Consider the following 20680-nt stretch of genomic DNA (forward strand, 5'->3'; position numbering starts at 1 on the left):
TCGCTTACTGTCCGTCGAGAGTCTGACCACGGAGGCCATCATCCAGCGTCGTATCCAGGGTGTCATTCAGACCACCATCGAGCAACATACCGTCGATCAATGCTTTGGATTCCGCAAGCTCCCGTAATGCAACGTTATATTGCAGGTTTGAATCGAAATAGGTTCGACGAGCGACAAGAACCTGAAGGAAATCGAACTCCCCAGCCGCATAGGCTTTTTCGGACAGTTCCAGTGTCTTTCTCGCTTTGGGAAGAATTTGATTCTCGAAGCGGTTCACCGAGATTGCTGCAGAGTCGTATTGCCTGCTGGTACTGGCCAGCTTCTGCTTCAATTCGAGTTCGAGTCGGCGGACATCATGTGCTGCGCGGCAATATTCGGCCTGAGCAGCGCTGATGTTCCCGCTGTTTGTGTTGTAAATCGGCAGTGGAATTCCGACTTCAAAGTTCAGCATGCCGTGATTGGTCCCGCGGTCAAAACCTGCGGCAAGTGCTGTCTGCAGGTTCGGAATCGCCTGAACTTCCTGTCGGTTCATGTTGGCGATGGCGCGACTGACGCGAGATCTGGCGCCGCGGACAGCAGGGCTTTGACTGACGAGTGAGTGATAGATTGCATCCCAGTTTTGTTCAGGAGCACCGACTTGCAGGCTGCCGACTAACCGTTGCTGAGGCATGTCTGGCACACCGGCAATTGCCACCATTTCTCGCCATGCTGCCTGATATTCAATTGCGGCGCGCTGGTGAATCAGATCCACTTCATTCAGCTGAATTTCAGCCTGAAGAACTTCCGGAACAGCCCCTTCCAGAGCCTTGAGTCGAACCTCTGCGACACGGACCCCTTCCTCGGCGACCTTGTAGAACTCGGATGCAATCTCCATGCGCTGTTGAGCGGCGAGAGCTTGATAAAAGCGAGTGCGGACATCGGTGAGGACACGTTGCCGCTGGGCTTCGACTTCCCATAACTGCGATTGAATTTCCTGATCATGAACGCTTTGGTTCAGCTTCAGTTTGTTCGCAGTCACGAACTCCTGTTCAACAAATGCCATGTGCTGATCGGTGTTGCGATCTGCAAGTTGCTGGCCACTATATCCGACGACAGGGTTCGGGCGGCGACCGACCTGATTTCGGAACCCTTTGGCTTTATGAGCCGACGAAGATGCCTGGGCAATCGCCGGGTTATTTTGCAATGCGATCGTTTCGAACGTTTCGAGACTCATCCCGTTGACCGGAGCGTTCCCGTCTGGGGAATCGACCACAGAAGCAGTCGGATCCAGTGGAGTAAGTTCGGTTGCTTCAGGCAGCGTCTGCGGAGAAATGGTCTGGGGAGAAGGCGTCTGAGGAGCGATGTTCTCCGGGACGTCACGTTCTCCCTGAGTCAGTTGGATTGCTTCTGTTTGCGTCTCAACCTGAGGCTCATCAACCGGCCGCTCGCTTACCGGACTTCGATTGACCAGTGATTCCTCTGGCAATGATTTCGGTTTCTCAGCCTTCGCAAACACTGGACGAGGGTCGTGTGTGGAGGCCGATTTCGGAGAGGTTTGACAACTCGATGTCAAAGCAATTCCGCTACAGAGAATTACGAATCGAAACTGGTGAATCGGAATCATTGTTGCGCTTCCACAGAAATGGAAGCAGAACCGTAGCTCTCGGGAGCAACGCATCCTGCGCTTTCAAGCAACTACGGCATTACTCCTCGCCGTAGAGAGTCTGGCATGTCTGCTATCGGCACGATCAGGAAGCGGAGTTCAAGTCAGAAGCGTCTGCTGACCCGGTTCTACAGGTGGCCATTGATTAAGAGACTTAGAAAGCTCATCGTCGCTAGTAATGGCATAGTGCGAAGAAGCGTCGCTGCCATTACAACCTGCGTCTACCGTAACCCGATAATCGGTACATTCGCGACAAACAGGTCAGCTTTTCAGCTGGAAGCCGACTTGCGCAGCATGGAGAAGGCTTCGTGCTTCCAGCGTTCGTCTGGATGGTCGAATGTGAGACTGTGAGGAGAAGACCGTTTATTCTGCGCGGTCTTTTCTCATTGCTGCACGAATAACGCGATTCGCGTCTTCCTGCTTCAGACGGTCACGTTTGTCGTGAGTCTTGCGGCCTTTGGCGATCGCCAATTGCACTTTTAAGCGGCCATTCACAAAGTGAACGTCCAGAGGAATCAGCGTCATGCTGGTCTGACTGGCCGTTTCGATGTGCTTCCGAATCTCCCGGCGGTTCAGCAGCAACTTGCGGGAACGTCGACGTTCGTGGTTCAGGTAAGTCGCCTGCGGGTATTCTGCGATATCACAATTATGGAGCCAGACTTCTCCATTCTCCAGACGCGCAAACGATTCGTCGATCGATATTTTGTTATCGCGAATCGCTTTCACTTCGCTCCCGTAGAGCACAATGCCGCACTCAATTTCGTGCAGGATGTCGTAATCATGGCGCGCACGTCGGTTCCGGCAAACCACTCGCGTGTTCGGATCTACAGACGACTTTTTCTTGTTCGCGGCCATGTCTTTATTGCTCAGAGCGAAATTTGCACTGGGGGTTCAGTCTTGGAGCAAACTGCTCTTCGGGTGCCTATCTTACGAATTTCAATCGTTTTTGAAATCGAAGTCAGAATTGAGAGTCAGCTCAGTCTCCCGGTGCTTCAAGCTCAATGTTACGTATCTGTTATAACCTGTGTGTCCCCAGCTGGAAGCGAATTACTTCAGCTTGAGGCATGAATCGCAGTCGCCAGATTGTGCGATTCGATTCGTGGGGAGTTCTTGACCGTCTCCTGAACCCAGGTGACGATCTCTGCGACAACTTCCCGCCATTCCGGTTCGTTGTGCGGTTCGTGGACGAGATTCGGCCAGAGACGCATCGTTGAGTTGGGAGCGTGCTCGCTGAACTGTGCTGTTGCGATTGGGCTTGTGATTGTGTCGGCTGAACCATGGAGGCACAGGCTGGGAATCGGGAATTCTGAGGCGTGGTCAAGTGCCCAGATTCCTGCGTCGAATGCCTGTGACGCCATATTGACGGTGACTCGACGGTGAATCAGGGGATCTTTGACATATGCTTCAATCGCTGTTTCATTTCGCATGAGTCGTCGGGGGCGAAACTTGGCAGGAATGGCAAATGTCGGCCAGAATCCAGCGATCGATTTGATCAACTGAATCTTCATCGGAGACGGGTTGTCGGTCAGTCTGAACCACGGGGAAGAAAGAATCGCCCCGCTGACGATCGCCGATTCGATACGTCGGCGAAGAACCCAGTTGGCGACAAGATTCCCGCCCAGACTGTGTCCATACATGATGTACGGCTTATTCGGAAATCGCGCCCGTGCCCAATGGAACATCATCGTGATGTCGTCCATCAGGACTTCATAGTCTGGAGCATGCCCGCGAGCGCCGTCGGAGCGCCCATGTCCTCGTAAGTCAAAACGGACCACTGCGAAATTTGCAGAGGTTAACCCATGGATCAGATGTCCATAACGCCCGCTGTGCTCTCCCATCCCGTGGGTGAGCAGGATTGTGCCATTGATGGTGGCAGGAGCATGAACACAACTATAGATGCGGAGACCATCGCTGCAGGTATGGAATGCTTCTTCAACACTGACCGGTGGAAGCGTGGACTCCGTGTTCGTCATGTCCAACTCCGTTAAGTGCTTCATCCGAAATTGGAATCAGGGATTCCAATTTGTTCCGGTCGTGACGACAGCTGCATTCCAATATGTTGAAAGCTGCAACCTTCAGGACGGGAAGCAAACGATTCAGCATGAAGCCCATTTGATTTGGCAATCCCTACAACTCTCCCGTGTCGACCTGGGAAATCAAGGCGCTGACGCACCTGTGTTTTCCAGTCTGAATCGAGAGCGGTTGCAGGTTGGTTCAAACTGAGATGGTATCGCAAAGCCCATCCCTCTCGCTATCTCTATGATAGGCGAACTCTTCAGTTGGGTAGAGGGAATCTGGATTTGATACTGGTGTGAGTGGGATGCGTTCTTTACCAGCGTTCGACAGGCCCGGACGGGACCGGGACGTGCATTTCCGGCAAAAGTCCGGTGCGGTTCCCTGTTGTTGGTCCTGCCTGACGGATGATCTGCACGGATTCTTGAATTTCTTCGAGCGTCGCGGCCAACTGAAACTCGTGTCGCAGCGATTTGTGAACGCACATCGCTTTCAGATACCAATGCCCCATCTTGCGGAACATGCGGACCGCTCGATCGTCTCCGACCTGTTCACGGAGGTATCCAAATTGACGCAGCATGAGCGTCAGGCGATCGTCAAAGTTCCCCGGCGGAGAAAACTGTCCGGTCGTCTCCCATTCCACGAGCTGGCGAAAGATCCAAGGATTGGCGAGTGCGCCACGTCCTATCGAAATTCCGTGGCAACCAGTGGTTTCAAACATCCGTTGGACGTCGGCAATCGTTCGCAGATCACCGTTGCCAATGACGGGGATCTTTTCAACGGCTTCCACCACCTTACGAATGCCATCAAGATTCACAGTTCCGCTGAACCCTTGTGCTCGCGTTCGGCCATGGATGGCGACTGCTGCGATCCCGATCTGCTCGAACTCTCTGGCAAACTGTGGTGCTGTCAGTTGTGTGTCGTCCCATCCCAGTCGCATTTTGACTGAGACAGGGATCTTCACCGCTTCGACAACGCTTTGAACAACGTTGATTGTTCCACCTGTGGAATCGCACATCATGGCGGAACCTGCTCCTCCACCAACAATGCGATTCACCGGACATCCCATGTTGATGTCGATGGTGTGAACCCCGCGTCCTTCAAGAAGCTGCGCCGCATCACGCATTTCAGTCGGATTACTACCAAAGATTTGTACCGCGAATGGACTGTCTTCAGGGCAGGTTTCAACGAGTTGCATCGATTTCGGACTGCCTTCCAGCAATCCTCGAGCACTGACCAGATCTGTCGTGCAGAGTCCAACACCGCCGAGTTCACGACAAATCCGACGAAACGGAAGATTCGTGAATCCGGCCAGTGGAGAAAGATGATACCGCGATTCGAGTCGAAGCGCGCCGTACATCAATGGTTGAGGAAGTGGACGGGACATGGTTGAGTGTTCGTGACGAAACGAGGCGTCTTCTGAAGTAATGTCGCGATTGCAAGCACGCGACAGCAGTCTTTGATCTGATTGATCTCAACGAGACATCATAGGAAATGAGACCGATTTTGGCCGCGCACGTCCTCGGCTTTATTTGACCGATTGATAGACGGCCGAGAACTGCTCCACCGCGAATTCAAGGTCACTTCGAGAGTGAGCGGCCGACATCTGCGTGCGAATTCTCGCTTTCCCTTGAGGAACCACCGGGAATGAGAACCCAACGACGTAGATGCCTCGTTTCAGTAGTTCGTTGGACATTCGGCCTGCGAGAACAGCGTCGCCCAGCATGATGGGAACGATCGGGTGTTCCCCCGGCAGGATCTTCAATCCGCATTTTGTGATTTCGGATCGGAAATACGCGGTATTCTCCCAGAGTTGGTTGCGAAGGTCCTGGCTCTCATGAATCAGATCCAGTGCTTTCAGGCTGGCCGCCACAATCGCAGGAGCGAGGGAGTTGGAAAACAGATACGGCCGGGAGCGCTGACGCAGCCAGTCGACGATCGGTTTGCGTCCTGAGGTGTACCCGCCGCTTGCTCCTCCGAGTGCTTTTCCAAGTGTGCCTGTCAGAATATCGATCCGATCCTGAACCCCAAATTTCTCAGGGGTCCCTGCTCCGCTTTCACCGACGAAGCCGACCGCATGTGAATCGTCGACCATTACCTGGGCGTCATACTTGTCTGCCAGTTCACAGATGGCAGGCAGGTTTGCAAACGACCCGTCCATGGAAAAGACTCCGTCCGTGGCGATCAAACGGAAGCGGGCGTCTTTGGCAGCTTGCAACTGTGCTTCAAGATCGGCCATGTCGTTGTTCTTGTATCGGAATCGCTTCGCCTTACAGAGGCGAACTCCGTCGATGATGCTGGCATGGTTCAGTTCATCGGAAATGATGGCGTCGTCTTCTGCCAGAATGGTTTCAAATAGCCCTGTGTTCGCGTCAAAGCATGACGAGTACAGGATCGTTGACTCCATCTTCAGAAAGTCGCTGAGTTGCTGTTCCAGTTGATGGTGGATTTTTTGTGTGCCGCAAATGAAGCGCACGCTGGCCATCCCGAAGCCCCATTGATCCAGTGCCGATTGAGCAGCCTGAACGATGGTCGGGTGGTCTGCCAGACCCAGATAGTTATTCGCGCAGAGATTCAGAACCGGCGTCCCATCGGCGACACGGACGCGCGAGCTTTGAGGCGATGCGAGCACCCTCTCCTGCTTTTCGAGCCCCTGACTCCGAATCTGATCGAGTTGTGCAAGAAAGTGTTCTTCGAATTGATTGCCCATGTTCTCTCTCCTGGCCTCGTCAAAAGGGCTGCTGCCGTAACATCCGATTTCATCAGGACTTGTTGTTGAATGTCAACGTGTCGTTAAATCTGTCGTAACGGTTAGAACCGTGAACTGTACGTCGATGCTGTGAAGAATTCCCAGCGACTGCCAAGTTCTTCATCGACCACTCTCAAACCGGCGACTTAGGTTCATTTGAAGACAGAGTCTGTTCACATGCTGCCGGATTGCCACAATGAACGTGATGGTGAATGAAAATCTTTCGAACACGCCGCAGGATGACGACGTGCAACCAGAATACGTGACACCCGACGGCAAACCTAACGTTGCGTTGCTGAAGGACCGTACCCCGCGGCCTGGGCCAAAGGGTCATCCGCAACAGCCGGTTTGACCTTTATTTTGGGGCTGTTCTTCCTGTATTCCAGTCTGTTGCCTGTCTGGCACACAGATTTCTGGGGACATCTAAATTACGGTCGCTGGATTACGCAAAATCAGGCGGTTCCGACTTTCGAGCCGACTCTCCCGTTGGCAAAGGGAGTCCCATTCATTGACCTTCCCTGGCTGAGTCAGGTCATTGCCTATCAGATGTATTCCACCTTCGGGATCAGTTCGATTCAGTTTCTGAACGCACTGGGAATCATTACCGTCGCCGCTCTGCTGACATTTTCTGTTTTCCGTCGAACCAATAATCTCGGTGCGGCCGTCCTCACGTTGGTTGCATTCTATTGGGGAAGCTATCAGCAGATTCTGGTTGTTCGTCCACAAATTGCAGGGACCGTCTGTTTCGCCCTTGTCTTCACGATGTGTACCGCCACTCGCTGGCGACGCTGGTATTCATTTGCGATTCCATTGGTGTTTGTCTTTTGGGCGAATCTGCATGGGTCGTTTATCGTCGGTCTCGCGTTGCTGGGAGCGATGCTCGTCGGGCGCGGGGTTGATGTTTATCTACGCACCAAAAACTGGAAGATGGTGGTCTCCGAATCCGGCGTTCGTGGATTATTACTTGCTACAGAGCTGTCCGCTGTCGCCGTTCTGATCAATCCTTACGGAGTCGGTGCCTATGCCGAGGTCTTCGCGGTTTCTGGCAATGTGAATCTGCAATCTCTCATTGAGTGGGATCCTTTGACGTTGCGTATGAAGCAAGGTCGAGCCGCGTTCTGCCTTGCCGCTGCGTTAATTGCAATGTGGCGATTCAGTCCTCGACGTTTAACCACCCGTGAAGTCCTGCTGATTGGCGGATTGTCTGTGGGAATGCTCTGGCATTCACGAATGATTGTCTGGTGGGCTCCGGTTGTGGCTTATTATCTCGGCATACACACGGCAGCAGTCTGGCGACACTGGCGCAAAGCACCGGCTCCTCAACGTCGCATTGGAGGTCTTTGGACCGTTGTGACGATCGGAATCATCTGGATTGCGTTCGCCTATTCCCCATTCGGAAATCGAGTGATTCAAGGGCCGATCAAAGATCAAAAGCTTGCTGAGAAGCGTTTTCGTCGCAGTGTTTCACCGCTGACTCCTGTTGATGTCGCAAGCTATCTGCGTCGTAATCCACCGGTCGGGCTGGTCTTCAACTCCTATGAATGGGGTGACTACCTGCAATATGCCGGACCAAAAGGGATGAAGCTCTTCCTGAATTCACATGCTCATTTGATTCCGGAAGAAGTCTGGGGCGATTACTTCGGAATTATTGAGATGACAGGAAACTGGGAGAACCAGTTGGACCGGTATGGAATTCAAACAGTGGTCGTGGACAGTGCCGGGCGAGCAAGGTTGATCAGCGCGATGGAAAAACTGGACGGTTGGGAGAAAAAGTATTCCGACAATCGTGGCGCAGTCTTTGTCCGCAAAGCATCGTAAACCAATTCGCTTCCGTGTCCTGCATCTTCCAGCTCTTTCCAAGATTTAAGTCACTGGTATTGGTATGAAGAAACGATATTCCTGGAAGTCGATTCTCGTTGTGCAGCTGATTGTCGTCGGCGCCGTCGCACTCTCCCTGCGATTGGCAGATGCCAACTCGAAGATGTTGCTGCGTCAGGAACTCGCTGGCAAAGAACCATTCATTCCGGTGGCGATCCCTCGGTCGATGCCGATTCAGATTCCACGTCCATATAACCGCCCTGACTGGATTTCGGATGGAGATCTGGCGGCTGTGTTGGGGCAGATTCAACCAAGGTTTAATCGCAAGAAGATGAAGCCGAACTTCGTCGAACACTCATTAAGAACATGGGGAGTCGATGCCACGTTCCAGAACCCCAACAGTGTTTCCGGACAGGAAATGCTCGACTTCCTGACAGACAACGCCCGATTCATGGATTCCTGGGGAAAAGAGATTGCCCCTCTGCTTCAGGAAAACACTTCTGGAATTGGAATTCGTTGGGGAACAGAGCTCTGTGCGTCTTATCACCACGACCACCTGCTCGCCTGTATCACGGAAGCTGGTGCCCCACTCAATACCCCGGTCTATGGCCCGACCCGACGCGAGAGCACGCTCTACGATGTGATTCAGGAGTCACTGCGAGATTTCCGACTGGACGAACGTGAAACCGAATGGACCGCCATGGCCTTCGGGTTGTGGATTCCTCCGAGCCGAAACTGGATTGGATCAGGCGGACGTCAGTACTCGTTCGACCTGATTGTTGACCGTCTCTTGCGAGGGGAGAAGACTCAAGGGGTCTGTGGCGGAACTCATCGAGTCTATTCGCTTCTGTTACTGACGTTAATCGACGATCAGCATGATATTCTCAGTGATGAAAGCCGTGAGTTAGCGCTACAGTATGTGCGTGAAACTCGTGATGCCATTCTTGAATCTCAGTTCGAAGATGGTCATTGGGCGTCGAACTGGCCTGCTGGGAAGTTGTCGGTAGAAAAGCCTCTCGACGAGCCGATGTATCGCGCTGTGATTGCAACTGGCCACCATCTTGAATGGATGTCAATTGCCCCGCGCGAACTACAGATTCCAGAAGACCGCATTAAGAAGGCGATTGACTGGATCGTGAATAACACCAAAGAGCAATCGCTTGATGAGATCAATGAGAAGTACACCTTCTACAGCCATGTCGGAGCGGCACTCGCAAACTGGCGTCAAGTTCGCCCTGCCGACTTCTGGCGAGAATGGGAAGCGAAACACCCCTTCGATCCAGCAAAAGAGCCACCAGTGAAGGCGCTGGAAAACAAACCAGCAGAGAAAGCGTCCGCTGAACACTAACCCGTCACTATTACCGCTCTATCACTCGACTGTCCCATATCGACTGGCAAGCGAATTCAATACTCCTGCCATAAAATTACCGCTTCGCCGATCCGTTGAGGCCGTGACGAGTGTTATCGGACATTCAATCCAAGAACCTGACCTTTCAATCACAGGCATTCGGTAATAAACATTCTTCTTGTTTTTTAGGTCAATGTTCCAGATTCCGCCTAATTTCTTGCGAAAAGTTTCCCCAACGTATCGAGCTGCCATATCTAATGTCAGCTTTTCAGGATCTTTGAGAATTTCGTGGACATTCTCGTATTGCGATAGCAGCCAAGTCTCCAAGATGGAAAGTGAATCAGCAGAATAATCCAGCTTTGCGGAAATGTCGGTAGGCAAACTACAGATGAACTCAGCAAGGCAATCATCCATCTCAAATAGCCAAAATTCAAAATGATCTCGTGTTGCAGTCATACGTTTCAATTTCCCACCGTATAAGAAATGGCAGGGTGGCGTGGTCAAAGTGTCTGGAAATGTGTGCCATGCTCATGTCGCTTCAGCAGCATGAGCATGCCGAGAGTGTGTGGCCACCAAACATGTTCGCCCTGCTGACGCGATGCGAACATGCCACCCCGCCAATGAAGAGCCGTCCAGCCCCCGTAATTGAAGGTTGCGGGTCTAAGAATAGCATTCAACGACCCGCATAGCGGACTCTACTTCGCTACTTCATTAAACTTTATTTTCTTTAGCCGGCGATCCTGGCTTCTGTCAGTCCGTGTTCAAAATCACCGCTGAGTGTGATGTAGTGGCCTCCATATAAGTCCCCGTCGTCGTACCAGAATTCGAAGGTCCGGTCCCGCTTAATACTGATTGAGTTCAACGTCATGAATGACTTGAACTTTTGAGCTGTCAGCCTGACTCCGAAGTCAGCCTGCCAGTCAGCAGCCTTTTCCTCAAGTAATTCGAGCACCGCATAATCTTTAGTCTTTCGTGTCCACTCAGCCTGCTCGTCGAACAGTCTCCTGGCGACAGCGAGCAAATCAGCCAACTCTTCCGGCTCCATGGCATCCAGAGTCAGACTAACCTTTCGCTTCTGCCAGTTGATTTGAGCTTCATAGCTCTCTATTCGTCGATCAAGAGTGAATGTGCCCAGACGTCTGTCCTGAAACGTCACAGGATTCTGCAACTGGTTCGCAAAATCCTCAAGCTCTGCATCGCTAACAGGTCCTACGATGTCAATTAGTTCGCATATCAGCGTCCCGAAGACAGGATCCAAGGTGATGCGACCGTGAACTTCGAGGATTGAAAAAGCTTGAAGCTGATTTTGGTAGAAGCGAAGATCATCCCATGTTTCTGCTCTCTTGCAAATTGAAAGTTCGTCAAAACGCATTCGACCCTCCTCAATTCGCCATGCTGCAAAACCACTATTTAAGATTGCAAACCCGGGAAGTGGGCCACCTCCAGCTCCGCTTGGACTGACGATTCCTCGTATTTTAATAGCGGGTTCATTCGACAATATTTCAAACAGAGTATTCCATCGCGCTGCAGCATCCGCGAATTCATCTGAAACTGGTGCCATGAAGATTGACGACTTTCTAATACACGCATGCTTTGTATTGAATGTATACGAATATAAATCGAGTCGGCTGGGGCCTCAAGACTCCGCAATTGTGGGGACTCGCTGTCGTTTGGCAAACTTGCCTCTGGGGAGCGAGAGTAAGAGGTTGCTTGAGGAAGGGCTTCATGCGTCGCTATCGAAGGAATCGCGAGGGGCGTCTGTTCTTCTTCACGGTTGTCACTCATGAGCGACGAAACATACTGACCTCAGAACTGGCAAGAAATGCTCTGAGAGAAGCGATTCAAGAAGTTCGACAGCGTTACCCGTTTGTAATTACCGCCATTGTGTTATTGCCCGATCATCTTCATACGATCTGGGAATTGCCTCCAGGAGAAAATGACTATTCTTTGCGTTGGAGGCTGATTAAGACTCATTTCACGAAATTATGGATGGCAGGCGGAGGCAGCCAAGGCCTGTTGACGCAGAGTCGCAGGCGTAGTGGCGAGCAGGCTGTCTGGCAACGTCGCTTTTATGAGCACACATGCCGCGACGAACAGGACGTCACTCGTTGTGTCGAGTACATCCATGTGAATCCAGTGAAACATCAGCTTGTTAAAAGAGTTTCGGACTGGCCGTGGTCATCGTTTCATCGGTATGTTCAGTTGGGGCTGTATCCGCATGACTGGGGCGGTTCACCTGAGATGTACGGTGACGAGTTCCTTGAAGCTGAATGAGCTGGGTCTTGAGGACCCAGCCTACGTCACTCCTCGTGCAGAAAAGGAGAGCTGAAGAGAGCCTGTGGTGCGGAAAGGTGCAGGCACGCGGTGACGATGTGTAAAACATTCCTGGTAATACACTTCTGCGTTCTGCAGACGCAAGGGGAGGCATTCGGATGTCGAGTGAATTCCAATCACTTCAGCACTTGGCAAGCAACTCTCGACACTGCAACATCGCCTATGCAAACGGTGATCTGTTTGTTCTAATTCGTTAAGCTTCGACATCACAATCGACGCGGGCTATACAATCGACGTAGACTTTCATGCTACTGAAGTTCCTTAGGGTTGAAGACAACAAGATCAATGACTGACTCGATAGCATTTTGGAACAAAATTTTCTCTCAAAACAGCGACTACAGTTGCGTCGAATTCCCGAACAAGGAGTCTCCCCAATATCAGGTTCTTCTGGATGCATCGAAACATTTCGGGGATGTAAATGGAAAAACACTGATCGACATTGGATGCGGAAGGGGAGCAACCAGTCTGTATTTTGCACAGTTGGGTGCGAATGTCATTAGTATTGATTACAGCCCGGTCGCGGTGAAGAATCTCTCCAACTTTTGTGATCAGAATGGAATTACGAACATTACTCCAGTGTGCGGACGGGCTCAGGAGGAGGTTGCCAAACTCAAGGCTGATTTCGTGTTTGGTTCGATGATCCTACATCATATTGAACCATTTCCTGAATTTGCCGAGATCTTGAGCCAGGCAATCAGCACGGGAGGAATGGCTTTCTTTTGGGAAAACAATGCCCGTAGCAAAGCCATGATTTGGGTCAGGACAAACCTTGTCGGAAAGTTATGGATTCCGAAATATGGAGATGAAGAAGAGTTTCCGTTGATGGTCAGCGAAGTCGATCAACTACGAAAACATTTTTCGGTAGAGATTCAATACCCGGAACTGCTAATGTTTCGTTTAATGTCTCAGTACCTGCTACGAGGACTCTGTAAATGGCCATTTCAAAAACTCGATAGCATTTTGTACCACGTTCCATTCATCCGTAAGTACAGTTACCGGCAATATGTGATTTTGACGAAGTAGACCGGTTTGGCATGACCGCGCAATGTGCGTCTCCCTATATCAGTTTTGTAGCGACTGTCTTTGAATTCAAGTTTCGTAGGCTGGGTCCTCAAGACCCAGCAATTGTGAGGACTCGCTGTAGTTTGGTAATCTTGCCTTTGAGGAGCGAGTGTAAGAGGTTGCTTGAGGAACTGCTTCATGCGTCGCTATCGACGGAATCGCGAGGGGTGCCTGTTCTTCTTCACGGTTGTCATTCACGAGCGACGAAACATACTGACCTCAGAAGTGGCAGGGGGGCGTGGTCAAAGTTTCTGAAGATGAGTGCCATGCTCATGTCGCTTCAGCAGCATGAGCATGCCGAGAGTGTATTAGCACCAATCCCCTGCCGACGCGAAACGAACATGCCACGCAGCCCTGAGCAACTTCGGCTGGGCAGCCAGAGTCATGCTGAGGCTGCAACCTTCCCCAGCCCGAGCCATTTCTGCTTATAAGAGTCGGTTTAGCCGCGCGCTTGCCAACGCCGGGTCTTAGGGGCCCAGCCTTCGTCATTATCTTCGAGTGCCACCGCTCTGTCGGGCACCCTGCCCTGTCTTTGACGGAAACGTTTTTAGCTCGCAATGGGTTGTAAGATCCGTTCCTTCGGAAAATCGTCGACCATTACTCTTCCGTTCAGGAAACTGTCCTGGCTGGCGAGCGAGTCAATGTCACCAGAGAGCCTCAATTGAATTTGCGCCATAATGCGGGCAATGTCCTGCGAACTAAAGACATTGAGGTGGTGTGTTGATGTGAGGTTGAATGTCTTCCCCATCGTCGTCATGCCGAACATCATCGGAGTCAGAATGCCTGTCCCTGAGAATCGGAAATAGTTCTGAACCAGCCCGCTGGCGATTTCCTCTTCCAAAAATTCGGTCAAATTGACATTTGAAATGTAACCGCTCAATGGAATCAGGTACGGTCCTGCGACCCGATTGGCCCTTCTCGGGAGGCAGTCCCAGATTCTGGACATGATGTCCATTTGCAGTGAATGTTCCCGGTAGGTCTTGGATTCTTTAAGCCGATTGGTTCTTACAGAAACACTCTTCACCAGATCCCGGAAAGGCCGTTGTTTCCCCATGAACTCTCGGACGTTGATACATCCCAGAAGCTGGCCAAGCGCGGTGTCAGTGTTCAGTTTTGAATCCCGTCTCAGATCGGCAGGAGCGTAAACTCCAATTCTTTTACGCCGGGAAGCTCTTAATTGGTCTGCAAAGTTCAGAGACAATGCTTCAATTAAGGATGCGAAAAGCAGGTCTTGAACTTTGACTCCCAATCGCTGGGTCGTCTGTTTCAGGGTCGCAGTTGATAAGCCATGGGAGTGAATCGCGCATTCAGAGGCGACCCCTCCGGCAAAACGCCTGGGATGGTGATAACAAGTTACCGACTCGGTGATTTCAGCGAAGAGATCCGCACCACGTCGCAGCATTCCCCGAATCGATGGCTTGCCTGGAAAGAGCTTATTGAGTGGTGGAGGATTGCGATCCAAGGAATCGATTACTGGCGGCATCCCAGCGAGAACACGAACAATCTCACGTAGTACCAGCGATATTCCTCGGGAGTCAGAAATCGCATGCTGATAATTCAGTACGATGAACTGCCCTTGTTCGGTTTCGATCAGAAAGAATCGAACAGGCCAGTGCATTCCTTTTTCAAACGGAGTATTCAACTCTTCCGTTAGAAGGCATTGAAGGGCCCACTCGATGGAACCACTTCGCATTTGATATTGGAATGGCGGGGACGCATCATTCGCATTCGTCCCATCCGCATAGCGAACGCTCCGACGGTTGTCGAGGAATTCAACAGGTGCCAAGCCAAGGGAATGGCACCTTTCGCTGATCACTTGCTGAACAAACTCAGGGTTATAAGTGGTCCCCAGATGCATGACATGAATTGCATTCATGGCATGGAACTCCTCCCAACGGAGCATCATGCACTGTAGACCGTTAAGCGGAATTTTGGTGGTCATAGGAAAATGGCTGCTGTCGGCGGGCGCAAAACCGAAAGGAATAGCGTTCGTCTATGGGTGAGGTAAGCACTCGATATCGCGTATTCCTGCCATCTTGATCGGCAATTTCTGTGTGACCTCCTTATAAATCGCCGATCATTTGCCACATTTTCAATTTATGCCAATTTGTGAGCCTGATTTTGCAAAGAATCACTACGAATTTGATGGGATGTCAAGGAGACGGTCCGGTTACAGCGGTCGTTCAACAGTGACTGGTGCCCGAGTTGAGAGGGTATAGAGTGCCACTGCTCTGCCGATCATTGTGAGGGTCTGGTCGCTAAATATGACTCATTCCGCGCAGATTGGATCGATTGCCAAGGGGCCGATTCCTATCCCAGCATGAACACCAGCACTGGACCAGATCCAGTCAGTCGGGCGTTCCACAAGACCTCTTTGGACTGGGTTAGCGTGAATGCAATCGACGAAATTGTCGATCGGACGTTGATTCCAGAGATTTTTGTCATCCCGACCTGCCGGTTGCCAGAACCGGAATGTCTCGCAAGTGACCTGTCTCACTGTCAATTTTCGAAGCCATTTCTGCTGGCTGGATTCAATTAGAAAGGCTTTCGCCTGCTTAGAAACGGGTGCTTTCAGTGCCGCCAGGATTCGGCTTATGAGAATGGTCGTGTCCCGGGGGAGAATCAACAGGTCGACATGCTCCGGCGTGGTCACATAAGCCCGCACGGCAACATTCAAGTCGCCCCGAACCCTCTGGATCGCGTCGATCATCCACTTGCGTGAACGATCCCGGTTCAACAGAGGAAGTCGTTGCCAGCAGGAAAATGTGAGGAAGTGCGCGTGCCCCGATTCGTCGATCGACCGTCGCTTCTTTCTGATCTACGATTGGGGTTGGGAGCAGTGCTCGACCATATTACCTCATCATCATCCGCATTGCTCACAGAGAAGCGGCACGCAGGTCGTACTCTCGCCTTGGGCACCCGGCAAGCCTAGCGTGTCGACTGCCAGATTTCGCTTGCGACCTGTCATTTTCTTGGCTCCGTCGAAACCTCGCACGCCACCTCGTTCAGTCGTTTTCACGGTTTGAGAGTCGATGCTGCCGGCACTGGGAGTCGGTTCCCGCTGCGGAGCCACAGACTCCCGCACTCCTTCCCGCAGCACATCCACCATCAGTTTCCAGGAACCGTCATCTCTCCACGTGGAGAAGTATTCAAAGACACTGCTGGCGGGGAGGCAGGTCATGCGGCAACATGTCCCACTGGCATCCACTGCGTTCCAGATACAGCAGGGCATTGATCACTTCCCGCATGTCAACACCCCGAGGACGACCACCAGGTTTTGCGGGAGGGATGAGATGCGAAATCAGTTCCCATTGAGCATCTGTCAAATCGCTGGGATAACGCTTGCGTAATTGCATCAGCATCCCTTTGCTGGCGAACCCAACGAATTATCACTGATCAGATGGTAACCTCCTCGCAAACACAGATTTACAGCAAGACCACTTTTCGGATAGCCTCTAAACACGCATTAAAGGCTGCGAGAAAATCATATCCACAATTGGAGCGGGCCCTTTTTCAGAACCAAGGATCTTGGTTGGTTCGACAGGCTGATCCCCATTCAACTGTGCGATTCCATGAACATCAAGCGATCGCATGAATCTTGCAGTTAATGGCATCTCACGGAAATGATGGTTTGGATAGCAAAATGCTTCGACACGAACGAATGAAGGCTTAATTCGCCCAGTCGTATCTCGTTCGAACGGAAACTCGGCAGTTGTGTCATCAGAACTCATCTCGATGCCGCGGTCTGTGACAATCCGAATCTGTACATTCGGCTTCTTGTTTTTGTCGTTTCCTGTCACTTCGACAACGAGCGATTTTGCCTTCCCACTTTCATCTTTAAGCACTTCGATCCGACTGAATCGAAATTCGCTATAGTCGTATGGTGCAGCAACTTCTCCGTAATCATTGACGGAAAGCGAAGCAACCGAACCAAAGAAAGCTCCTTGTCGATACGCCTTGAGTGCGAGAGCTTCTCTCTCCTCTGGAGTTGTCTCTTTAGCAGGGGGAACAATCAGAACGTTCCGGCCCCGACCAAAGGTTAAATGATCTTTGACACAGAAGGCCCAGCAACGTCGACCGGTGCTCAAGATCTGATCCCAAAGTCGGTAGTAGTGCACATACTCATCTTTCCGCTGCTTGCTTCCAAAACCAAACCCGTGATGCTGGTTCCAGATCTCAATCCCTAACACTCGCGGGTCAAAATCCAGCATTGCAAAGTAATCGGCAGCTGCAAGAGTCGGGTGATTCAGTGTCACGCCGCCCCCTGTGGGATGCAGCAGTCCACCGACCTGTTGACCATCAATCACTTCTCCATCCAATGCAGCCTTGAACATCTCTCGCCACGGACGATTCGTTCCCTGCATCAATCTCACTCTGGTGATCTTGAGCTGAGAATTATCGTAAGCAACTTCCACTTTCAGATCAGGAGCCGACATGCGGAAGTACATTGAGTGCGCTCCGACATTGAGTGGGAGATTCTCAACAGGCCCCTGGTCTTCAAATTGCTGTCGAGGAGAACATTTCGTAGCCCCTCGAACCGTCAAAAGTGCTGGGGAGGCTGATTCTTTATCTCCTTGCTTCTCGATTGTCACATCGAGCCGATATGTGCCCAGATACGGTTTGGCACCGAATACATTCAGGTTATTGAATTCATGTTTGAACGGGCATTCCTGAAGCTGCTTATTACCGACGGTGCTTCCATAGCCAGTTGAAAGACGACTGCCGATGCCGTTGAAGTGCAGACCAGCATCGGTAAAGGAATGTTGCTCTGCGTTTGGTGCGGAAACGACGTCTGGATGGCTTTTCTGAAACGTTTCCGACATTTCAACCGGAGAGGACGGATAGTAATTACTGAACGCAAAGTGGCGATAACCCATTTTATAGAAGGTATCGCGAGACGCATCAGTCTCCCCCTGATGCTGGTGAGACATGGAATGCAGATATTCCCAATTGCCCCAATTCACCTCCTCATAGGGATTCAAAAGTTCCGGCTGAGAAGTGGTCTGTGCCTCAAGTTTGTCTGCTGCAATATTCAACAGAGCAGGTGCCGCGGCGAGAGAGCAAAGGAAGTCTCTTCGTTGCATTGTTATCTCCAGGATCTTATTTCAACTCTGATTCATTACAGCAAGGGCAAACAGAGTGAGCCATTTAGGTCACACGCATGTTGCCCCAAACATGAACACAACGCAACAGGAAAGAAAGCAACACGGATCACAGCTCTTGATTACTTGCTGTCCCCTGACTTCTGTGCTTTTTCAACTTCTTTGGCGATTGCTTTGGCCAGCTTTTTAACACCCTCTGCAGGCATTTCAGTAAAACTTTGGATCCGTGCAGCTTCGTTCATAAAGCCAGCCTGCTCCAAACCAGCCGACAATCCTGGCAACACCGCAGAAAACTCCCCTGACTTCTCAATTTCCTTCAGAACAGCAACGAGTTGGTCTGGCTCAACAGACTTGTACTCTTCAGTAACGTGTGATGAACTCGACTGACCACATCCAGCAAACATCAGCATCACAATGACGATAAACGGTTTCAACGACATCGACAAACTCTCTAATACGCACGTGTAAATTCGATTTCAAATGAATCTTCAAATCAAAACAGACGACAGCAGCGGTCAGGCAAATCACTCGTATTAACGAGCAAGCACGAAGGTCCACAGAAAGAGACGCCCGACCAATTCGACGTGAGCTGCCAGCGCAATCAATCATCGGGGACCAAGAACTTCCAGAAGGCTCAGCGAGGGACACCTGACGAGGAGTTACGAATTCCCAAGCTTAGAACTCGCCAACGACCATTCCGTCGGTGATCGCTCCCAGATATCTTTGGGTCGCGCCTGCCATGTTTTCACTGAGAAACCGCACAGATCCGTCTCCCAGAAGAAAGTGCAGGCCACCAGTATGTGGGCTGCAGAAATTCGCGGTCCCCTGTGCTCCATTGATTGCATAATAGGTACCACCATCCATGATGGCGTTGACAACAGAACCGGAGTTTGAGCCGTTCTGATGCACTCCGATCCAGACCGATGCAATTTTCTGGGTCGCCCCAATCTTGATTCCAGCCCGTTCGCCGATCAGTGCCGTATTGCTGAGGCCATCTGTAATTTTGTGAAACGGCATCCTCGCATTGACGTAGAACACACCAGTCGGATTCGTCACGACAGTTCCGCTCATTGTTGGACGGTAAGGCGATCCGGAGACGCCGACATAATTGGATTTTGCCCATCCAGCCATTAATGGATTCAATGTGTCGCTTGGATCAGAAGGACACATGAACGCGGACATTGGAGTCTTTGCAAACGCCGGGGCAGTTGCAGTTCCTGTCGTCGCTGCAGGAATGTTTCGCCAGCAGTCATTGAATGCATTGGCTCCCTGCAAAGCGTTGTACATATTCGTCTGGTCAAGCTGAGGCATGATCAGAACCATCCAACTCAGTGAGTTCCGTGAGCAATAGGAACTGGTCTTAAAGGCGTCTTCACCGATATCACTGGGTGGGAGAATCTGGTGCACATCATGGTAGTTATGAAGTGCGAGACCGATTTGCTTGAGATTGTTTTTGCACTGTGATCGTCGTGCTGCTTCACGAGCCTGCTGTACTGCCGGCAGCAATAGTGCAATCAGAATCGCGATGATTGCGATGACAACGAGAAGTTCAATCAAGGTAAACGCAGTGAAAACATTCCGAGATCTGGAAGATGCAGACCTGCGAATGGATGACACTGACTTATCGGATGAGAATCTGAGTTTCGATTTGCGTGAAGTGAGAAGAAGCATTCCCGAACCCCCTTGGTAATTCAATCAGTCAATGGTGAGACGACTCTGGCGGGCATAAAACGTGTCTGGAAGTTCCGGAGTTTCTACTTGTCGCTGATGAAGTTCCTGAGAAGATTCTAATAAGAATAGTCACATGCAACTAACTGTCGAAGCATATTCCGCATGCACGTCTTAACGTCAACTCACCTGTCTTGGGATTGCAGGCAGTGACACAACGCTGCTCTGTTGAAAGGCCGTTGTTTTGTTGGAATTGACCTAACGCCGCAGGGCGTATGCCAGCGCCTGTCGTAGCCTTTTTCTTTGAGCGCTTCTGGTGTCATCTCGGTACGATACGTCCGATTCAGCCCCCCGTCCGTGCGACGCACAGCAGGGTTGATCACACTGTCCACCTGCCAGTCCTCTCGGCAAAACTGATGCACCCATTCGGCGTCATAACCAGCATCGGCAAACAGCCGCTTGGGGTGCGAACTGGTTGCCGCTTTGGCCAGGACTTCTGGAGCTTCGGTCTTGTCATTGCATGGCCCCCAACTGACTGCCAGTCCACTGGAAATGAGCACTAGCAGAAGTGGTCTCCATCCGGGTTGAATCGATGGCCGCTTCCTCGGCATCCAGAGCAAATTTCTGGACCAGTTCATGGAGCATCACATCGACGATGTCGAGCACGCTGGAACGGTCAGCAAACTTCTTCAGTGTCGAATCATGTGGCAGAGTCTTCAGCCCCAGGCGATCACGCAATGTGTCGGAGACTTCCAGAATCTCAATGACACCTCGGTACGTGGTCTGCAGATAGGCCTGCAGAATGAGGCAGGTCAGGAGATGTTCCTGCGTGAACTTCTGAGGACTGTTTCGATGCGAATAGGGAGCCACTTGCTTCCGAGCGATTCGCAGCGAGAGGGAAGTGACTTCCAGCAGAATGTTCGTCCGTGACGATTGGCTCATGA

The 20680-nt window shown here is 51.4% G+C and carries 19 protein-coding genes; 4 read left to right on the forward strand and 15 right to left on the reverse strand.

Annotated elements, in window-relative coordinates; translation table 11 throughout:
- Nucleotides 1-4: 4 nt before the first annotated feature.
- The 5 genes from SH527x_RS01290 to SH527x_RS01310 all read right to left on the reverse strand — a co-directional run bounded on the left by SH527x_RS01290 (nucleotide 5) and on the right by SH527x_RS01310 (nucleotide 6365).
- Complete coding sequence (locus SH527x_RS01290; RefSeq protein WP_437192844.1) at nucleotides 5-1603, reverse strand: TolC family protein; 1599 nt, start codon at nucleotides 1601-1603, stop codon at nucleotides 5-7.
- 402 nt (nucleotides 1604-2005) lie between these two features.
- Nucleotides 2006-2497, reverse strand: a complete 492-nt coding sequence (gene smpB, locus SH527x_RS01295; protein WP_437192845.1) for an SsrA-binding protein SmpB — start codon at nucleotides 2495-2497, stop codon at nucleotides 2006-2008.
- 197 nt (nucleotides 2498-2694) lie between these two features.
- The gene (locus tag SH527x_RS01300; protein WP_437192846.1) at nucleotides 2695-3615 is read right to left on the reverse strand and encodes a lysophospholipase; all 921 of its coding nucleotides are present in this window, start codon (nucleotides 3613-3615) and stop codon (nucleotides 2695-2697) included.
- A 356-nt stretch (nucleotides 3616-3971) separates the two neighbouring features.
- A complete protein-coding gene (dusB, locus tag SH527x_RS01305; RefSeq protein ID WP_437192847.1) occupies nucleotides 3972-5042 on the reverse strand; it encodes a tRNA dihydrouridine synthase DusB in 1071 nt (356 codons plus the stop codon).
- A gap of 141 nt (nucleotides 5043-5183) precedes the next feature.
- Nucleotides 5184-6365 (reverse strand): glycine C-acetyltransferase, encoded by a 1182-nt coding sequence (locus tag SH527x_RS01310; RefSeq protein ID WP_437192848.1) that lies wholly within the window; start codon nucleotides 6363-6365, stop codon nucleotides 5184-5186.
- A 387-nt stretch (nucleotides 6366-6752) separates the two neighbouring features.
- On the opposite strand from SH527x_RS01310, the gene SH527x_RS01315 reads away from it, so the two are divergent.
- Together SH527x_RS01315 and SH527x_RS01320 are read left to right on the forward strand one after the other, a co-directional pair.
- Nucleotides 6753-8222 carry a hypothetical protein gene (locus SH527x_RS01315; RefSeq protein ID WP_437192849.1) on the forward strand — a complete coding sequence of 490 codons (1470 nt, stop codon included), beginning with the start codon at nucleotides 6753-6755 and terminating at the stop codon, nucleotides 8220-8222.
- A gap of 64 nt (nucleotides 8223-8286) precedes the next feature.
- The gene (locus tag SH527x_RS01320; RefSeq protein ID WP_437192850.1) at nucleotides 8287-9570 is read left to right on the forward strand and encodes a hypothetical protein; all 1284 of its coding nucleotides are present in this window, start codon (nucleotides 8287-8289) and stop codon (nucleotides 9568-9570) included.
- 21 nt (nucleotides 9571-9591) lie between these two features.
- Here the strand turns inward: SH527x_RS01320 and SH527x_RS01325 are convergent, their stop codons facing one another.
- Both SH527x_RS01325 and SH527x_RS01330 read right to left on the reverse strand, forming a co-directional pair.
- Nucleotides 9592-10026 (reverse strand): hypothetical protein, encoded by a 435-nt coding sequence (locus SH527x_RS01325; protein ID WP_437192851.1) that lies wholly within the window; start codon nucleotides 10024-10026, stop codon nucleotides 9592-9594.
- A gap of 271 nt (nucleotides 10027-10297) precedes the next feature.
- Nucleotides 10298-10942, reverse strand: coding sequence for a DUF2262 domain-containing protein (locus SH527x_RS01330; RefSeq protein WP_437192852.1), 645 nt, complete (start codon nucleotides 10940-10942; stop codon nucleotides 10298-10300).
- A gap of 353 nt (nucleotides 10943-11295) precedes the next feature.
- Between SH527x_RS01330 and SH527x_RS01335 the strand changes: the two genes are divergently transcribed.
- Nucleotides 11296-11844, forward strand: a complete 549-nt coding sequence (locus SH527x_RS01335) for an REP-associated tyrosine transposase (RefSeq protein WP_437192853.1) — start codon at nucleotides 11296-11298, stop codon at nucleotides 11842-11844.
- A 345-nt stretch (nucleotides 11845-12189) separates the two neighbouring features.
- Complete coding sequence (locus SH527x_RS01340; protein WP_437192854.1) at nucleotides 12190-12927, forward strand: methyltransferase domain-containing protein; 738 nt, start codon at nucleotides 12190-12192, stop codon at nucleotides 12925-12927.
- Between the two features lie 586 nt (nucleotides 12928-13513).
- Here SH527x_RS01340 and SH527x_RS01345 read toward each other — a convergent pair.
- From SH527x_RS01345 to SH527x_RS01380, 8 genes are all read right to left on the reverse strand, one after another.
- A complete protein-coding gene (locus tag SH527x_RS01345) occupies nucleotides 13514-14842 on the reverse strand; it encodes a hypothetical protein (RefSeq protein ID WP_437192855.1) in 1329 nt (442 codons plus the stop codon).
- A gap of 434 nt (nucleotides 14843-15276) precedes the next feature.
- Complete coding sequence (locus SH527x_RS01350; protein WP_437192856.1) at nucleotides 15277-15411, reverse strand: hypothetical protein; 135 nt, start codon at nucleotides 15409-15411, stop codon at nucleotides 15277-15279.
- A gap of 418 nt (nucleotides 15412-15829) precedes the next feature.
- Nucleotides 15830-16147 carry a hypothetical protein gene (locus SH527x_RS01355; protein ID WP_437192857.1) on the reverse strand — a complete coding sequence of 106 codons (318 nt, stop codon included), beginning with the start codon at nucleotides 16145-16147 and terminating at the stop codon, nucleotides 15830-15832.
- Nucleotides 16116-16322 carry a transposase gene (locus SH527x_RS01360; RefSeq protein ID WP_437192858.1) on the reverse strand — a complete coding sequence of 69 codons (207 nt, stop codon included), beginning with the start codon at nucleotides 16320-16322 and terminating at the stop codon, nucleotides 16116-16118. Before SH527x_RS01360 ends, SH527x_RS01355 begins: the two co-directional genes overlap by 32 nt.
- A gap of 99 nt (nucleotides 16323-16421) precedes the next feature.
- Nucleotides 16422-18050, reverse strand: coding sequence for a hypothetical protein (locus tag SH527x_RS01365; RefSeq protein WP_437192859.1), 1629 nt, complete (start codon nucleotides 18048-18050; stop codon nucleotides 16422-16424).
- Nucleotides 18051-18190: 140 nt separating this feature from the next.
- Nucleotides 18191-18508: a hypothetical protein gene (locus SH527x_RS01370; protein ID WP_437192860.1), complete on the reverse strand. Its 318-nt coding sequence runs from the start codon at nucleotides 18506-18508 to the stop codon at nucleotides 18191-18193.
- 235 nt (nucleotides 18509-18743) lie between these two features.
- Nucleotides 18744-19625: a DUF1559 domain-containing protein gene (locus SH527x_RS01375; RefSeq protein ID WP_437192861.1), complete on the reverse strand. Its 882-nt coding sequence runs from the start codon at nucleotides 19623-19625 to the stop codon at nucleotides 18744-18746.
- 624 nt (nucleotides 19626-20249) lie between these two features.
- Nucleotides 20250-20678: a hypothetical protein gene (locus SH527x_RS01380; protein ID WP_437192862.1), complete on the reverse strand. Its 429-nt coding sequence runs from the start codon at nucleotides 20676-20678 to the stop codon at nucleotides 20250-20252.
- Nucleotides 20679-20680: the final 2 nt, after the last annotated feature.

Origin of the sequence: Planctomicrobium limosum (assembly GCF_051465645.1) — a bacterium.
Lineage (GTDB): Bacteria > Planctomycetota > Planctomycetia > Planctomycetales > Planctomycetaceae > Planctomicrobium.

Coding starts and splice junctions, on each gene's coding strand:
- SH527x_RS01290 (WP_437192844.1), bottom strand. CDS start 1,603: ATGATTCCGATTCACCAGTTTCGATTCGTAATTCTCTGTAGCGGAATT.
- SH527x_RS01310 (WP_437192848.1), bottom strand. CDS start 6,365: ATGGGCAATCAATTCGAAGAACACTTTCTTGCACAACTCGATCAGATT.
- SH527x_RS01360 (WP_437192858.1), bottom strand. CDS start 16,322: ATGCAATTACGCAAGCGTTATCCCAGCGATTTGACAGATGCTCAATGG.
- SH527x_RS01320 (WP_437192850.1), top strand. CDS start 8,287: ATGAAGAAACGATATTCCTGGAAGTCGATTCTCGTTGTGCAGCTGATT.
- SH527x_RS01365 (WP_437192859.1), bottom strand. CDS start 18,050: ATGCAACGAAGAGACTTCCTTTGCTCTCTCGCCGCGGCACCTGCTCTG.
- dusB (WP_437192847.1), bottom strand. CDS start 5,042: ATGTCCCGTCCACTTCCTCAACCATTGATGTACGGCGCGCTTCGACTC.
- SH527x_RS01370 (WP_437192860.1), bottom strand. CDS start 18,508: ATGTCGTTGAAACCGTTTATCGTCATTGTGATGCTGATGTTTGCTGGA.
- smpB (WP_437192845.1), bottom strand. CDS start 2,497: ATGGCCGCGAACAAGAAAAAGTCGTCTGTAGATCCGAACACGCGAGTG.
- SH527x_RS01335 (WP_437192853.1), top strand. CDS start 11,296: ATGCGTCGCTATCGAAGGAATCGCGAGGGGCGTCTGTTCTTCTTCACG.
- SH527x_RS01325 (WP_437192851.1), bottom strand. CDS start 10,026: ATGACTGCAACACGAGATCATTTTGAATTTTGGCTATTTGAGATGGAT.
- SH527x_RS01380 (WP_437192862.1), bottom strand. CDS start 20,678: ATGAGCCAATCGTCACGGACGAACATTCTGCTGGAAGTCACTTCCCTC.
- SH527x_RS01345 (WP_437192855.1), bottom strand. CDS start 14,842: ATGAATGCAATTCATGTCATGCATCTGGGGACCACTTATAACCCTGAG.
- SH527x_RS01355 (WP_437192857.1), bottom strand. CDS start 16,147: ATGACCTGCCTCCCCGCCAGCAGTGTCTTTGAATACTTCTCCACGTGG.
- SH527x_RS01330 (WP_437192852.1), bottom strand. CDS start 10,942: ATGCGTTTTGACGAACTTTCAATTTGCAAGAGAGCAGAAACATGGGAT.
- SH527x_RS01350 (WP_437192856.1), bottom strand. CDS start 15,411: ATGACAAAAATCTCTGGAATCAACGTCCGATCGACAATTTCGTCGATT.
- SH527x_RS01340 (WP_437192854.1), top strand. CDS start 12,190: ATGACTGACTCGATAGCATTTTGGAACAAAATTTTCTCTCAAAACAGC.
- SH527x_RS01300 (WP_437192846.1), bottom strand. CDS start 3,615: ATGACGAACACGGAGTCCACGCTTCCACCGGTCAGTGTTGAAGAAGCA.